The following is a 12,520-nucleotide window of genomic DNA, read 5'->3' on the forward strand; positions in this document are numbered from 1 at the left end:
AATTCTTGGTATTATGTATATTAGACCACATAGATAGGAGGTAAGAAAATGAAATCTACAGGTATGGTGAGAAAAATTGACGAACTAGGACGAATTGTAATCCCAGTTGAAATTCGTCGTAACCTAGGCGTTGCTGTTAAAGATGCTTTAGAAATTTATATCAATGAAGATGAAATCATTCTAAAGAAATATACAGCTAGCAACCTTTGTGACATCACTGGTGAATTTTCCGATCAAAACAAACAAGTTGTTGACGGTAAATTAACACTTAGTCGTGATGGCGCTGAGAAATTAGTAGCTGACATCCGTCGTCAATTCGGCGATGATATCTAAGCCTACAATTAAAGAAAGTATCCTATTTGAAAGCGTGCTAGCCTCAAATAGGATGCTTTTTTGTTTGGGTTCTTACGAAGCGTACTATGCTTCGTTAGAACCCAAATATAAGCGTGAGCGTAGCGATGGGTTAATCCTCCCCGTTCTCTTCGCTAAGCACGCCTTTAAAACAAAAAAATTTCCTTTCCCTTCACCACAACAATCCATCAAATTTCTCTCCAGTTCTAACGAAGCGTAGTGTGCTTCGTTAGAACCCAAATATAAGCGTGAGCGTAGCGATGGGTTAATCCTCCCCGTTCTCTTCGCTAAGCACGCCTTTAAAACAAAAACATTCCTTTCCCTCACCACAATCCATCAAATTTCTATCCAGTTCTTACAAAGCCTCCTATACTGAGTTAAAACCCAAATATAAGTCTGAACCCAGCAATGAACTAACCCCCCTAATCCTCGATCACCACAAAAGACGTCAACCCAGATATCTTCGCATCTTTCCCACTACTCCTAAACACAAAAATATCTGAAAAATAAACCTTCTTCCCACGTTTATCAGTAACAGTCCCATGTGCCGAACCACCTTTGCCATGAGTTAACAATGACTGAATCTCAAGTGTACTAATCGGTTGAGCATGCGCTACGAGTTCTTCAATGAATTCTTGACGCCCTTCTATTTGAAATTCACCTGGAACCGTCCATACAAAGTCCTCCTCTAGCACCGCCTCCAAATCAGCTTGGTTTGCAGTAGCACTTGCTATCAAATAGTCACGAATCATCCGTTTTTTCGGAGCATTATCGCATTCAAAGTCACAAATAACAGCGAAATCTTTCGATAAGGATTCACCTGATTGGAACCCCATTCCCTGTTCTGTCAATGCTTCACGTAAAATCTTAATAGCTTTTGGACCGACTCCATGAATTTTTAGTAATGTTGGCTCATCCATTGCTGCGACTTGCTCCAGCGTTGTTACACCGATGTTTTGTAGCGCGTTTGTAGCTGGTTTGCCGATGTTTGGTAAGTTTGTCATTAGAAATTCCTCCTTTACTTCTGTATTTCCAATTATAGCTCGTGATATGCTTGGTATACTTCACGTTTTGGAAGTTGGCGAGTTTTCATGACTTGCTTGATGGCTTCTTTAGAGGACAGGTTTTCTGCTTCCATCACCTGTTCGACGTGCGCCTTGATTGTGACACTTTCCCACCAAATTTCTTCGTCCTCGTTTGGTGCTTCTTCATTTCCCTCCACAATGACGCAAAATTCACCCCTTATTTCGGTTTCTTTTGCCCACTCTAGTGCTTCTCCTACTGTTCCTCGTAAAAATTCTTCATATTTTTTTGTTAATTCGCGACATAAGACGATTTTGCGGGTCGTTCCTAATGTTTTTGTCATCGCTTTTAAAACTTCTTTTAGGCGGTGTGGCGATTCGTAGATGATCCATGTTTCTTCACGACGAGCTAGCTTGTTCAGTGCTTCTTCTCGACCCCTGTTGCTGCGTGGCAGAAAGCCGTAAAAGTAGAACGGCTGTGGCGTTAAGCCAGACGCGATGAGAGCGGTCATTGCGGCATTAGCTCCTGGTAAAGGAACAACTGTGATGCCTGCTTCGATGGCAGCGCCAACTAGTTCATAACCTGGGTCAGAAATACAAGGCATGCCTGCGTCGCTTACGATGGCTATTGTCAGGCCGTTTTGTAGTTTTTCAATCAACTCATCTTGGCGGGTTATTTTGTTGTGTTCGTGATAACTGATCATTTTTGTATGTATCTCGAAATGATTGAGTAGCTTAATAGTGTTGCGTGTATCTTCAGCAGCAATTAGATCAGCTTCTTGCAAAATGCGAATGGCGCGCATCGTGATGTCTTCTAGGTTACCGATTGGTGTTGGAACTAGGTATAGCAGGCCTTGATTATTCCCTATCTCAGCAAAACTTTTTTGGCTTTTCATTGGGTTCTCACTCCTTATTTTCTTGTAGATAGCTATCTTTTTTCGCGCGTGGTAATTTCTTGAAAGCGGCTTCGGCTTTGGTTGCCTCTGAGCGTGTCGCGAAACATTCGGAATGAATGACGTGTACGGGACGTCTGTTTCGGGTGTATTTGCAACGGATTCCCGCGTTATGTTCAGCTTCGCGACGCGCTACATCCGTCGTATAACCGCCATAATAGGAACCATCTTTGCATTGCAATACATAGAAATAATGTGCGTCACTCTTTGCCATAAAGCAACTCCCTCACTTGTTTAGAATACTCGCCATCTTCATTTTGAACGATAATTGGTGGTAAGTATTTGATGCCTGGTTTGCCACCCTTCACGCCTTCTATCAAAATGGTATTAGCCTCACGTTCCACACGTGGATGTACAAACTGGATTCGTTTCGGTTCAAGTCCATATTCGCGCATAATATCAATGATTTCAAGCAGGCGTTCAGGACGGTGAACGAAGCTTGCTTTCCCGCCTTGTTTCAACAGTTTCGCGGATACTTGAATGCAATCACGCAATGTGCAATGCACTTCATGGCGGGCAATTCGCAAATGCTCGTTTTCATTTTTTATCGCCGTTGTATCGAGCGCGAAATACGGCGGATTACACATCACAAAGCTATTCTTCTCTCTACCAAGCAGTGGCACAACATCCCGCAAATCATATTGCAAAATTTCAATTTGAGTAGTTAAATCATTGTACGCCACGCTCCGGCGCGCCATATCCACAAGTCGTTCTTGAATCTCCACACCGATGATTGGCGCTTTTGTTCGCGAACTAATCAATAATGGAATAATCCCGTTTCCACTACACAAATCAATGATGGGACCTTTTTGATACGGAATGTAGGCGAATCGCGCCAGTAGCACCGCATCAAGTGAAAATGAAAACACTGATGGGCTCTGGATAATCCGCAGGCCTTCTGCCAATAAATGATCTAATCGCTCGTCTCCAACTAACATATTCTAAACCTCTCTTCATAAAAAGGCTCTCCCACAAAAAATGAGAAAGCCGCTGTTTATTTCTTATTTAATAACGACATGCAGAAAAGGCAATCTTCGTCGTTTCCGCGTGGACTTCCAAAATGGACGTTGCAAATGTGGAAGCCTTCTTTATATAGTTTGACTAGGTTATCGTAACCTTCGCCAACTTCAATCATTTGTCGCATCGCTTCTTTACGGGCTGGGGCCATTGCACCAAGCGCTTGTTCGGCTGGAACTTTGCTGAGATGTTCGTGTCCATCCAACTCTTCTAAGCGACGACGCAAATGTTCATTTTCTAAATTCAAACGGTTATTTTCTTCTAAAATCTCACCTAAATTGTGTTTTAAATCACCCAGTTGTTGATATAATTCACCGATTTGCTCTTCCATATTGCTTACTGTATCAAAAAGTGCTTTTTTGTCCATGGTTAGTCACCTCAAGACTTCGCTGGCGTTTTTGAAAAAGCATTGAAAGGACGTAATTCTTCTAATGCGTATTCAATAACCGCTTCTTGATCTGGTAGTCTCACTTGCAGCAGACGGCTCAGTAGATTGATGCCGACAACGCGCGCTTTCCCATCAGGCGTCACGACACTTTGACCAACATCTGGCATTTCTTTTTTCGCCGCTTCGTATTCATCATTCTCATATTTCAAGCAACACATTAAACGACCGCAAAGCCCAGAAATCTTCGTCGGGTTGAGCGACAAGTTCTGATCTTTCGCCATCTTAATAGACACTGGTTCAAAATCGCCTAAAAATGTCGAACAGCAAAGCATCCGGCCACACGGGCCAACACCGCCGAGCAGTTTGGCTTCATCACGCACACCGATTTGTCGTAGCTCGATTCGTGTCCGAAAAATCGACGCCAAATCTTTTACAAGTTCACGGAAATCAACGCGTCCTTCTGCTGTAAAGTAAAAGATAATTTTGTTGCGATCAAATGTATAATCAACATCCACTAAATTCATCTCGATTTTGTGTTCATGAATCTTCTCATCACACAATAAAAACGCACGCTGGCACGATGCTGCATTTTCTTCCACGCATTTGTAGTCAGCATCTGTCGCCACACGAATCACACGTTTTAGAGGTAATACAACATCTTCTTCGTCTACATCGCGTGGTGCAATGACTGCTTTTCCAAATTCAATGCCTTGTGCATTTTCAACAATAACGCCTTGACCCTCTTGAATCGCGAGTTTCTCAGGCGAAAAATAATATATTTTACCGGCTTCTTTAAAACGAACGCCTACGATTTTTGGCAATTGGACTACCTCCCTTGAATTTTCAATACGAGTTGTTCCATCAATAGTTGGGTATTCATATTGGAATCTAGTTTGCGCTTAGCGGCTAAAATACATTCCATTTCAGCGGTTGTATCAGTCAATGATTTCCGCAGTATTCCTTGCTTTAATAACTGTTCTTGCTCCATGCAAATCGGCTTGTAATCCTCGTTAAGCGATAAATGTAAACGGTCGCGATAAATTAATAGCAAAAGTTCCAAGCCAAGATGCAACTGTTGCTTGTCTTTAAAAACTGGCATCCACGCTTCTTGAATGAGCAAAATTGGGTCCACACCTTGATGATGCAAACCTTCATAAAGCCTCACTGTCACATTGCGTGCCTCACCAAACCACTCATCTTCATTCCAAATGAGCGCCTGTTCTGTATTTCCTGCAACACTCGCTAATACACGTGCCTTCTGCTCAGAAATTCCTTGCGCCATCAAATCTGCCACAAACGCATCAAACGGCAAAGCCCGAAAGCTCACCGGTTGCAATCGTGATTGAATGGTTGGCAAAATCTGCTGCGGATTGGCTGTCAAAAATAAAATCAACATCCCTCCGTCTGGTTCTTCTATAAATTTAAGTAAGGAATTAGCAGATTGAACTGTCATCTTGTCCGCGCTATCAATAATCAGAACTTTACGATCCGATTCCATACCGCGCTTGGCCAGTTCTTGCTTCAATTCTCGTACTTGATCAATTTTGATACTATTACCATCTGGTTCTAGCCAATGAACATCGGGGTGGTTGTCGCTTTCGATTCGCAAGCAGTTATTGCATGTACCACAAGCCAATTCATCGTCGCTTTTCTCCAAGCAAAAGCGTGTTTGAGCCAGCCATTTCGCTGTGCGTTTCTTCCCAGTTCCGCGCCCGCCTTCTAACAAATAGCCATGCGCTAATCGGTCCGTAGTAATGCTTTTAGTGAATAGCTGCATCGCGATTGGTTGCATCGATAGCAAATCTGCTTGTCGTCCCACGAAAAAACCCCTCCAATCATTTCTCTACATTATAACATGACGGGCAAGGTTGTGGCGCTAATTTTGCTAAAAAAAATGGTTAAAATTCTTCACCACGCATAATGGCTAGCACACGTGTATTTGGAATGTAGCGCTTTATTTCGCGTAATTTGGTATACGTATCGAGATTATTTGTGTATTCCGCTAGTTGCATTGCCACAGCACTACTTCTACTCACACCCGCATAACAATGCACAACAATTTGACTTATTTCTGAAAACTGATCCACAAAACCATGAATCATGTCAGCATGTTTTTTATTAAACAGTACCATTTCGTCAGACTCCTTCTTGCTTAGTCCCCAATAATCATCTTCTTCGTTTATGTCATTGAAATGCACTTCTAGCACACCTTGATATTTATCGGGGGCTTTCAGAGGGGCGAATGTTTTATCTTTATCAGCAATTCGAATCATAATTGGATTATCGCCAATTGGTTTAAAAGAGGTCGCAATAACTTCTGGTAAAGCGATGATAGGCAATGTATACGGATCAAAGTCAATTTCGCGACGTTTCTCGTTAATATAATTAGCCACTGTCTTCACGCTCCTATTTTAGAACAGCTTTGTCATTCTCTTTTATTCTAGCACTAATTGTCCAATTCCCCTACTGTTAACGCCTTCTGTTTGTGCATTTTTTCACTTTGTTCAAAACAAACAAACTATTTCTAAAGTTTATGTGAAACGCCTAAGGAAATCCATTTCGTGACATGCTATATTTAAAAGGCAAAAAGGGAAGCGTTTTCTTTTCAAACGAATTAAAAGCGCTTACTCGTAAAATAAAAAAGGAAGTGATGGTATGGATGACGCGCAACTAGAGAAGTATCGGTCTCGCGGGTATAGTGATGACCTGCTACCGAAAACAGAGAAAAAACGGACATGGGGTACGTTTAACTATTTCACATTGTGGATGGGTTCTGTACATAACGTTCCAAACTACGTCGCGGTTGGTGGATTTCTGATTCTTGGATTATCAACGGTGAGTATTATGGCGGCCATTGTTGTTAGTGCTTTCATTATTGCAGCAGTAATGGTCTTAAATGGAGCGGCTGGTTCTAAGTATGGCGTACCATTTGCAATGATCTTACGGGCTTCTTACGGTGTTCGTGGTGCACTATTTCCAGGTATCTTGCGGGGATGTGTCGCCGCAATTATGTGGTTTGGCTTGCAATGTTACGCCGGATCGCTCGCTTTCCTAATTTTAATCGGTAAAATTTGGCCTGGTTTTCTGGAGATTGGTGGCGGAATTAGTATCTTAGGAATTACGGTTCCTGGTCTCATCGCCTTCTTGATTTTCTGGGCGGTTAATGTTGCCATTGGATTTGGTGGGGGGGGGGGTTTTAAATAAGTTTACCGCGATTCTAAATCCTTGTATTTATATTGTTTTTGGTGGAATGGCAATTTGGGCGATTTACTTGGCTGGATTCGGCAATATCGTTCATTATGTGCCGGCGAATGTTCAGACTGGTGGGAATTCGTTGTTCTTATTCCTAGTTGTGATTAACGCGGTTGTTGCTGTTTGGGCGGCTCCTGCGGTTAGTGCTTCTGACTTCACACAAAACGCGAAGAACTTCAAAGCACAGGCAACTGGACAAACTTTCGGGCTTGCCGTTGCTTACGTATTATTCGCTGTAGCTAGTGTTTGTATTTTAGCTGGCGCAAGCATTCATTACGGTACGGAAACTTGGAACGTACTTGATATCGTGCAGAAATGGGATAGTTTGTTTGCTTCGATTTTTGCAGTATTAGTTATTTTGATGACGACGATTTCGACGAATGCCACAGGGAACATTATTCCAGCGGGCTATCAGATTGCCGCGATTTTCCCGAAAAAATTGACGTACAAACATGGCGTTATGATTGCAAGTATTATTAGTGTTCTTATTTGCCCTTGGAAACTGATGGAAAACCAAGCAAGTATTTATTTGTTCCTCGATATTATTGGCGGCATTTTAGGACCTGTGATCGGTGTAATGTTAGCGCATTACTTTATTATTATGAAGCGCAACATTAATTTGGATAGCCTTTACACAGAACCAGGGCAATTTTCGTACTATAAAAACGGCTTTAATTCACTGGCTTTTATCGTCACGATTGTCGCGGTTATCATATCGCTAAGCGGTAAGTTCATCCCGGCGCTAGAGCCAGTTTCCAGACTATCCTGGTTTGTCGGTGTCATTGTCGCGTTCGGCGCTTATGCGTTCTTCGCCTCTCTACACCGCAAGAAAAACCCCTCATTTTACGAAGACACAACCGAAAAATTAGAAACAGAAATTAATATTTAAAAAAATAGGAGTTGAAGGAAAAATGAGTTATGATTTAATTATCAAAAACGGACAAGTAATTTTGGACACAGAGGCAGTAGTGACAGACGTAGCAGTAACAAACGGTAAAATTGTGGCAATTGGCGCAGAACTTGGCGAAGCAAAAGAAGTTATTGATGCGAGTGGTCTTGTCGTATCTCCAGGTATGGTTGACGCACATGTGCACATCTCAGAACCTGGCCGTACAGAATGGGAAGGCTATGAAACTGGCACAAAAGCAGCTGCAAAAGGTGGCGTAACATCGTTCATCGAAATGCCGTTAAACCAACTTCCAGCAACTATTGATCGCGAATCTTTACAATTGAAATTTGACGCTGCAAAAGGCAAACTTAGCGTCGATGTAGCACTTTTTGGTGGGCTCGTTCCGCATAACTTAGATAGACTGCACGAACTTAACGAAGATGGCGTCGCAGCTTACAAATGTTTCTTAGCAACATGTGGCTTTGATGGCGTCGACAATGATTTCCGTAACGTTGACGACTACTCCTTCTTCGCCGGCATGAAAAAAATCGCCAAAATGAACAAAATTTTAGCAATCCATGCCGAAAATGCGTTAATCTGCGATGAATTAGGCAAAGTCGCACAAGACGAAGGCAAAACATCGGCCAAAGATTACGTGGCATCACGCCCTGTTTTCACGGAAGTAGAAGCCGTACGTCGCGCCATTTACCTTGCTAAAATCGCGGGCTGTCAAATCCATATTTGTCACTTAAGCTCTCCAGAAGGTGTAGAAGAAGTAACTCGTGCCCGCAACGAAGGCCAAAAAGTGACGTGTGAATCATGTACTCACTACTTCGCAATTGACGAAGAACAGTTCGAAACCATTGGTACAACAGCGAAATGTGCACCACCATTACGTGATAAAGCAAATCAAGAACGCCTTTGGGAGAAGTTGTTCGCTGGTGAAATCGATTTCGTAACATCCGATCACTCCCCTTGTCCTCCAGATATGAAAATCGGTAATGCCTTCACGGCTTGGGGCGGTATTGCAGGACTTCAAAATAACGTGGACATCATGTTCGACGAAGCCGTACAAAAACGCGGCATGGCATTGACACAATTCGCAAAACTTATCGCCTCTAATCCGGCTGATTTGTATCAACTAAACAACAAAGGACATATCGCGATTGGCAAGGACGCCGACTTTGCATTTATTCAACCAAATGCGCCGTACACATTGGCTGCTGAAGACCTAGAATACCGTCACAAAGTAAGCCCGTATATCGGACGCACAATTGGTGCACAAGTTGTAACAACGATTCTACGCGGTTCCGTGATTTACGACAAAGAAAACGGTGTTCGCGATACTCACGAAGGCGCGTTTGTTCTCCAAAATGCGAAAGAAACCGTTCAATAAGAAACTTAAAGGAGGTTTTGCGTTTATCGCAGAATCTCTTTTTTTATTGCCGTAGAAAGCTAAAATTGCTATACTTAGGTTAGAAATAACGTTTATTGGAGGCCAAATATGAGCGTAACGACGCAGTTTCGAAAAGGTGCGCTAGATATGTGTGTGCTTTTTATTTTGCAAACAGATGATTTTTATGGATATGATTTAACTCAGCAAATAAAAAAAACATATACCAATTACTGAAAGTACGCTATACCCACTTTTGCGCCGCCTTGTGAAAGACGGATATTGTGCGACCTACACGGTGGAATCGCCGAATGGTCCGCAGCGTAAATATTATCATATTACACATCAAGGTCGCGTTTTTTTAAAGGAAACATTGAAGGAATGGGACGAATTCACAGCGAGTATCGAGGCATTACGAAAGGAGATAAAACCGCATGAATAGAAGCGAATTCTTGGAGACATTGCAACACGGGTTACGCTCACTGCCAGCTGAGGAACGAGAGAGCATTATCAACGATTTAGATGAGCATATTTCCGTTAGTTTGGAGAATGGCATAAATGAAGCCGAGGCAATTGCATTATTAGGTCCACCAGCCGATATTATCACGCAATATGTGCATGGCGACATTGTCGAGCCTAAACGTGAACAAGCACCGGTGATAAAAAAGGCAGGCGTTGCGCCAATCCAAACGGAAGCCCCGCCAGAAAAACCTGCTTCTAAACAAGTATCTCCATTTAAAATCGTCTTGATTGCGGGCATGTGTTTTATTATATTAATGCTGTTATTAGACGCATTAGACTAAGAACCAGAGGCCATGGTGATGTGGCTTCTGGTTTTGTTTATTAGGCGCTATTTAGGAATTGTTTGGTCGTCTTGTAGTTTCTGTTGTGCAAAGAGATAGTTCATTATCATTCTACCTGTCCTACCATTTCCACTGCTAAATAGATAGATTCGTTCCAATTGAATATGACTTTCAACGATGGCCAGCAATTTGTCATCTTGCGTGCCTTGGTTCAAGCGAGAGTTGAGAGGTTTTTAAAATGAAAGTAAAAAATACGTCGCCACAAAAAAATCCCCACTCTACATCGGAACGGGGATTTTCTTTCGTTATTAATTCTCGTTATAAAATTTCAACGCGGCTTGTGCTGCTTCGCCTTTTGCGATTTTGCCGCCGTGGAATGTGATCGAAGCTTCTAGTGCGTTTAGTGTGTGTAGGACGTTTTCTTTGCGACTACTAAAGCCCATATTACCGATGCGCCAAATCTTGCCGGCTAGTGAACCGAACGAGCTTGCGATTTCAACGCCGTAGTGATGTAATAATGTGGCGCGAACGGCTTCTCCGTCTAATCCTTCTGGGATGTTGACGCAAGTCACGGTTGGCATTTTGCTGGACATGTCGCCGAATAGCGTTAAGCCCATCGCATTCAAGCCTGTCATCATGGCTTTCTCGTGTTTGCGGTGGCGAGCGAAGCGATTTTCTAAGCCTTCTTCGTGGACGATGCGCAAGCCTTCGCGTAGTGCGTAAATCATCGATGTCATTTCTGTATGGTGGTTGATATGTTTTGGTCCCCAGTATTGTTGAATTTGGCTAAGGTCAAGGTAGTTACTTGAAATGAAGCGGTCATTTCGAACATCCTTTGTTAAACCTAATTCCACTTGGTAGCGAGATGCTAGGATTTTTTCTACTTTATCGTTGTATGTGAGTGGTGCCATACCTGTTGGGACGCTCAGACATTTCTGGGTTCCGGCTACGGCGATATCTACACCCCACGCATCTGTTTGGAAGTCTGCGCCTGTGAAGGTAGCCACGGCGTCGACCATGAAAAGCACATCGTTTTCTTTACAGAATAAGCCGATTTCTTTCAGGTTTTGCATCTGACCTGTCGATGTTTCACCATGCACCATGATTAGCATTTTTGGATTGTACGCTTTTATTTCATCAATGACTGTTTTTGGATCAAAAATGGTGCCCCACTCTTGTTCGATTATTTTCACCTGAGCACCGGCACGCTGGGCAAGTTCTGCCATCAAATAGCCAAAACGGCCAAAAGCGGGAACAAGTACTTTATCGCCGTGTTCGATAATGCCACAAACCGCTGCTTCTAGTCCTGCACGCGCTGTCCCATCAACGGCTAGCGCCCATTCATTGTCTGTTTGGAATGGCATTTTTAACAGGTCTGTAACGTCTTGCATTAACGCAAAAAACTCCGGATCATATTGTCCTAGAATCGGGGTGCTCATTGCTCGCAATACACGTGGCTCCGCCTCAACGGGCCCTGGGGTCATAATTGTCCGAATGGAAGCTTGTAGTTCTTTTACCATCTTTAGTTCCTCCTTAAGTTATCTCTGATTCAAAAAGAGCGATCAGCCTTATTATGTACACCGTTTCACAACTATTTTGAAAATGTATACACTCTCCAGTGACTGACCGCCTTAAATAGCTATGTTCTACCTATATTTTAAAATATTTTGAAATCGGAAACATTAGCTAGATAGCACGAAAAGATACTTAGGTTTTGTCTATAGTAGACAAATTTTTCTAACGACAAACTGGGCTTTTGTATAGTACAATGGAAACAGAAAGTAAGCGCAACCATGTTGTTCATCTGTAAAATGAGGGGGTTTTAAAATGACAACAATGTCCGAACTATTACTAACGCCAAGGTTTTCCAATATTGAAGTGATAAATGAGGCTGCGAATTTAGATAATGTGGTCGATACGATTGAGATTTCAGAGACGCCAGATGTTGTCGCTTATTTACCTAAAAACACGTTTTTTGTTAACCACGGCGATGGCTTTTCAAAATGATCCAGAAGCGTTGTGCAAATTGATTGAGGACTTGCATCGTTTACCTGCTGCTGGGCTCGGTATAAAGCTTGGTCGGTTTATTGATAAGTTAGATCCGATGGTGATTGAGACGGCGAATCGGTTAGGGTTTCCTATTTTACGGATTCCGCTGACAGTAACGCTAGGAACGATTTCGCACCAGTTGCTGTCTTATATTTGGGACCATCAAACGGAGAAATTCCATTATGCGATTGATATTCAGCAGAAGTTCTCAAAGATGATGATTAAAGGCGCGTCGTTGCAGTCTTTGATTCAGAATTTAGGCGGGATTTTGAAACGGCCTGTTTTGCTAGTGAATCCATTTCTGGAAGTCGTTGCAAGTACGCAACATTTTAAACAGGCGGGCTATGCTGCAAAATTGGATGAGATTCAGGATCGATTAAAAAAAAACGCCTGAGCTTGCGAC

Annotated in this window: 19 protein-coding genes; 9 read left to right on the top strand and 10 right to left on the bottom strand. The window is 42.6% G+C overall.

The window, feature by feature from the left end:
- Nucleotides 1-48: 48 nt before the first annotated feature.
- Nucleotides 49-333 (top strand): AbrB/MazE/SpoVT family DNA-binding domain-containing protein, encoded by a 285-nt coding sequence (locus PRIP_RS11460; RefSeq protein WP_036060638.1) that lies wholly within the window; start codon nucleotides 49-51, stop codon nucleotides 331-333.
- Nucleotides 334-773: 440 nt separating this feature from the next.
- Here PRIP_RS11460 and PRIP_RS11465 read toward each other — a convergent pair whose 3' ends face one another.
- The 8 genes from PRIP_RS11465 to PRIP_RS11500 all read right to left on the bottom strand — a co-directional run bounded on the left by PRIP_RS11465 (nucleotide 774) and on the right by PRIP_RS11500 (nucleotide 6,124).
- The gene (locus tag PRIP_RS11465) at nucleotides 774-1,355 is read right to left on the bottom strand and encodes a nuclear transport factor 2 family protein (RefSeq protein WP_036101287.1); all 582 of its coding nucleotides are present in this window, start codon (nucleotides 1,353-1,355) and stop codon (nucleotides 774-776) included.
- 32 nt (nucleotides 1,356-1,387) lie between these two features.
- Nucleotides 1,388-2,269 carry a 16S rRNA (cytidine(1402)-2'-O)-methyltransferase gene (rsmI, locus tag PRIP_RS11470; RefSeq protein WP_036101288.1) on the bottom strand — a complete coding sequence of 294 codons (882 nt, stop codon included), beginning with the start codon at nucleotides 2,267-2,269 and terminating at the stop codon, nucleotides 1,388-1,390.
- Nucleotides 2,270-2,276: 7 nt separating this feature from the next.
- Nucleotides 2,277-2,540: a GIY-YIG nuclease family protein gene (locus PRIP_RS11475; RefSeq protein ID WP_036088351.1), complete on the bottom strand. Its 264-nt coding sequence runs from the start codon at nucleotides 2,538-2,540 to the stop codon at nucleotides 2,277-2,279.
- Nucleotides 2,527-3,264: a tRNA1(Val) (adenine(37)-N6)-methyltransferase gene (locus PRIP_RS11480; protein WP_036101289.1), complete on the bottom strand. Its 738-nt coding sequence runs from the start codon at nucleotides 3,262-3,264 to the stop codon at nucleotides 2,527-2,529. The genes PRIP_RS11475 and PRIP_RS11480 overlap by 14 nt, the downstream gene beginning before the upstream one ends.
- A 56-nt stretch (nucleotides 3,265-3,320) precedes the next feature.
- Complete coding sequence (gene yabA, locus PRIP_RS11485) at nucleotides 3,321-3,710, bottom strand: DNA replication initiation control protein YabA (protein ID WP_036101290.1); 390 nt, start codon at nucleotides 3,708-3,710, stop codon at nucleotides 3,321-3,323.
- Nucleotides 3,711-3,721: 11 nt separating this feature from the next.
- Nucleotides 3,722-4,552, bottom strand: coding sequence for a PSP1 domain-containing protein (locus PRIP_RS11490; protein ID WP_036101291.1), 831 nt, complete (start codon nucleotides 4,550-4,552; stop codon nucleotides 3,722-3,724).
- 5 nt (nucleotides 4,553-4,557) lie between these two features.
- The gene (holB, locus tag PRIP_RS11495; RefSeq protein WP_036101292.1) at nucleotides 4,558-5,550 is read right to left on the bottom strand and encodes a DNA polymerase III subunit delta'; all 993 of its coding nucleotides are present in this window, start codon (nucleotides 5,548-5,550) and stop codon (nucleotides 4,558-4,560) included.
- A 79-nt stretch (nucleotides 5,551-5,629) separates the two neighbouring features.
- A complete protein-coding gene (locus tag PRIP_RS11500) occupies nucleotides 5,630-6,124 on the bottom strand; it encodes a dual specificity protein phosphatase family protein (protein ID WP_036101293.1) in 495 nt (164 codons plus the stop codon).
- A 262-nt stretch (nucleotides 6,125-6,386) separates the two neighbouring features.
- On the opposite strand from PRIP_RS11500, the gene PRIP_RS17995 reads away from it, so the two are divergent.
- From PRIP_RS17995 to PRIP_RS16340, 6 genes are all read left to right on the top strand, one after another.
- Nucleotides 6,387-6,935, top strand: a complete 549-nt coding sequence (locus PRIP_RS17995; protein WP_277620093.1) for a cytosine permease — start codon at nucleotides 6,387-6,389, stop codon at nucleotides 6,933-6,935.
- Entirely contained in the window at nucleotides 6,895-7,872 is a 978-nt protein-coding gene (locus PRIP_RS11505) for a cytosine permease (protein WP_277620094.1), read from the top strand. Before PRIP_RS17995 ends, PRIP_RS11505 begins: the two co-directional genes overlap by 41 nt.
- Before the next feature lie 22 nt (nucleotides 7,873-7,894).
- Complete coding sequence (gene allB / locus PRIP_RS11510; protein ID WP_036101294.1) at nucleotides 7,895-9,268, top strand: allantoinase AllB; 1,374 nt, start codon at nucleotides 7,895-7,897, stop codon at nucleotides 9,266-9,268.
- Nucleotides 9,269-9,376: 108 nt separating this feature from the next.
- Nucleotides 9,377-9,502, top strand: coding sequence for a PadR family transcriptional regulator (locus PRIP_RS17725; RefSeq protein ID WP_241434160.1), 126 nt, complete (start codon nucleotides 9,377-9,379; stop codon nucleotides 9,500-9,502).
- Nucleotides 9,503-9,533: 31 nt separating this feature from the next.
- Nucleotides 9,534-9,707: a PadR family transcriptional regulator gene (locus PRIP_RS17730; RefSeq protein WP_241434162.1), complete on the top strand. Its 174-nt coding sequence runs from the start codon at nucleotides 9,534-9,536 to the stop codon at nucleotides 9,705-9,707.
- Nucleotides 9,700-10,068, top strand: a complete 369-nt coding sequence (locus PRIP_RS16340; protein WP_052008881.1) for a DUF1700 domain-containing protein — start codon at nucleotides 9,700-9,702, stop codon at nucleotides 10,066-10,068. The genes PRIP_RS17730 and PRIP_RS16340 overlap by 8 nt, the downstream gene beginning before the upstream one ends.
- A gap of 47 nt (nucleotides 10,069-10,115) precedes the next feature.
- Here PRIP_RS16340 and PRIP_RS18280 read toward each other — a convergent pair whose 3' ends face one another.
- Nucleotides 10,116-10,283 (bottom strand): Fic family protein, encoded by a 168-nt coding sequence (locus tag PRIP_RS18280; protein WP_077912989.1) that lies wholly within the window; start codon nucleotides 10,281-10,283, stop codon nucleotides 10,116-10,118.
- Between the two features lie 93 nt (nucleotides 10,284-10,376).
- On the bottom strand, nucleotides 10,377-11,588 hold the full coding sequence (locus tag PRIP_RS11525; RefSeq protein WP_036101295.1) for a pyridoxal-phosphate-dependent aminotransferase family protein: 1,212 nt from the start codon (nucleotides 11,586-11,588) through the stop codon (nucleotides 10,377-10,379).
- Between the two features lie 307 nt (nucleotides 11,589-11,895).
- Here PRIP_RS11525 and PRIP_RS17425 point away from each other — a divergent pair, with 307 nt between their 5' ends.
- Complete coding sequence (locus tag PRIP_RS17425) at nucleotides 11,896-12,075, top strand: hypothetical protein (protein ID WP_206538200.1); 180 nt, start codon at nucleotides 11,896-11,898, stop codon at nucleotides 12,073-12,075.
- The gene (locus PRIP_RS17430) at nucleotides 12,059-12,511 is read left to right on the top strand and encodes a PucR family transcriptional regulator ligand-binding domain-containing protein (RefSeq protein ID WP_206538201.1); all 453 of its coding nucleotides are present in this window, start codon (nucleotides 12,059-12,061) and stop codon (nucleotides 12,509-12,511) included. The genes PRIP_RS17425 and PRIP_RS17430 overlap by 17 nt, the downstream gene beginning before the upstream one ends.
- The last annotated feature ends 9 nt before the right edge of the window (nucleotides 12,512-12,520 follow it).

The organism is Paenilisteria riparia FSL S10-1204, from assembly GCF_000525995.1.
Classification (GTDB): domain Bacteria; phylum Bacillota; class Bacilli; order Lactobacillales; family Listeriaceae; genus Listeria_A; species Listeria_A riparia.

Bases quoted from the DNA above. Each gene is read 5' to 3' on its own strand.
- PRIP_RS11460 (WP_036060638.1), top strand. From the start codon at position 49: ATGAAATCTACAGGTATGGTGAGAAAAATTGACGAACTAGGACGAATT.
- PRIP_RS11465 (WP_036101287.1), bottom strand. From the start codon at position 1,355: ATGACAAACTTACCAAACATCGGCAAACCAGCTACAAACGCGCTACAA.
- rsmI (WP_036101288.1), bottom strand. From the start codon at position 2,269: ATGAAAAGCCAAAAAAGTTTTGCTGAGATAGGGAATAATCAAGGCCTG.
- PRIP_RS11475 (WP_036088351.1), bottom strand. From the start codon at position 2,540: ATGGCAAAGAGTGACGCACATTATTTCTATGTATTGCAATGCAAAGAT.
- PRIP_RS11480 (WP_036101289.1), bottom strand. From the start codon at position 3,264: ATGTTAGTTGGAGACGAGCGATTAGATCATTTATTGGCAGAAGGCCTG.
- yabA (WP_036101290.1), bottom strand. From the start codon at position 3,710: ATGGACAAAAAAGCACTTTTTGATACAGTAAGCAATATGGAAGAGCAA.
- PRIP_RS17995 (WP_277620093.1), top strand. From the start codon at position 6,387: ATGGATGACGCGCAACTAGAGAAGTATCGGTCTCGCGGGTATAGTGAT.
- PRIP_RS11505 (WP_277620094.1), top strand. From the start codon at position 6,895: ATGTTGCCATTGGATTTGGTGGGGGGGGGGGTTTTAAATAAGTTTACC.
- allB (WP_036101294.1), top strand. From the start codon at position 7,895: ATGAGTTATGATTTAATTATCAAAAACGGACAAGTAATTTTGGACACA.
- PRIP_RS17725 (WP_241434160.1), top strand. From the start codon at position 9,377: ATGAGCGTAACGACGCAGTTTCGAAAAGGTGCGCTAGATATGTGTGTG.
- PRIP_RS16340 (WP_052008881.1), top strand. From the start codon at position 9,700: ATGAATAGAAGCGAATTCTTGGAGACATTGCAACACGGGTTACGCTCA.
- PRIP_RS11525 (WP_036101295.1), bottom strand. From the start codon at position 11,588: ATGGTAAAAGAACTACAAGCTTCCATTCGGACAATTATGACCCCAGGG.
- PRIP_RS17425 (WP_206538200.1), top strand. From the start codon at position 11,896: ATGACAACAATGTCCGAACTATTACTAACGCCAAGGTTTTCCAATATT.
- PRIP_RS17430 (WP_206538201.1), top strand. From the start codon at position 12,059: ATGGCTTTTCAAAATGATCCAGAAGCGTTGTGCAAATTGATTGAGGAC.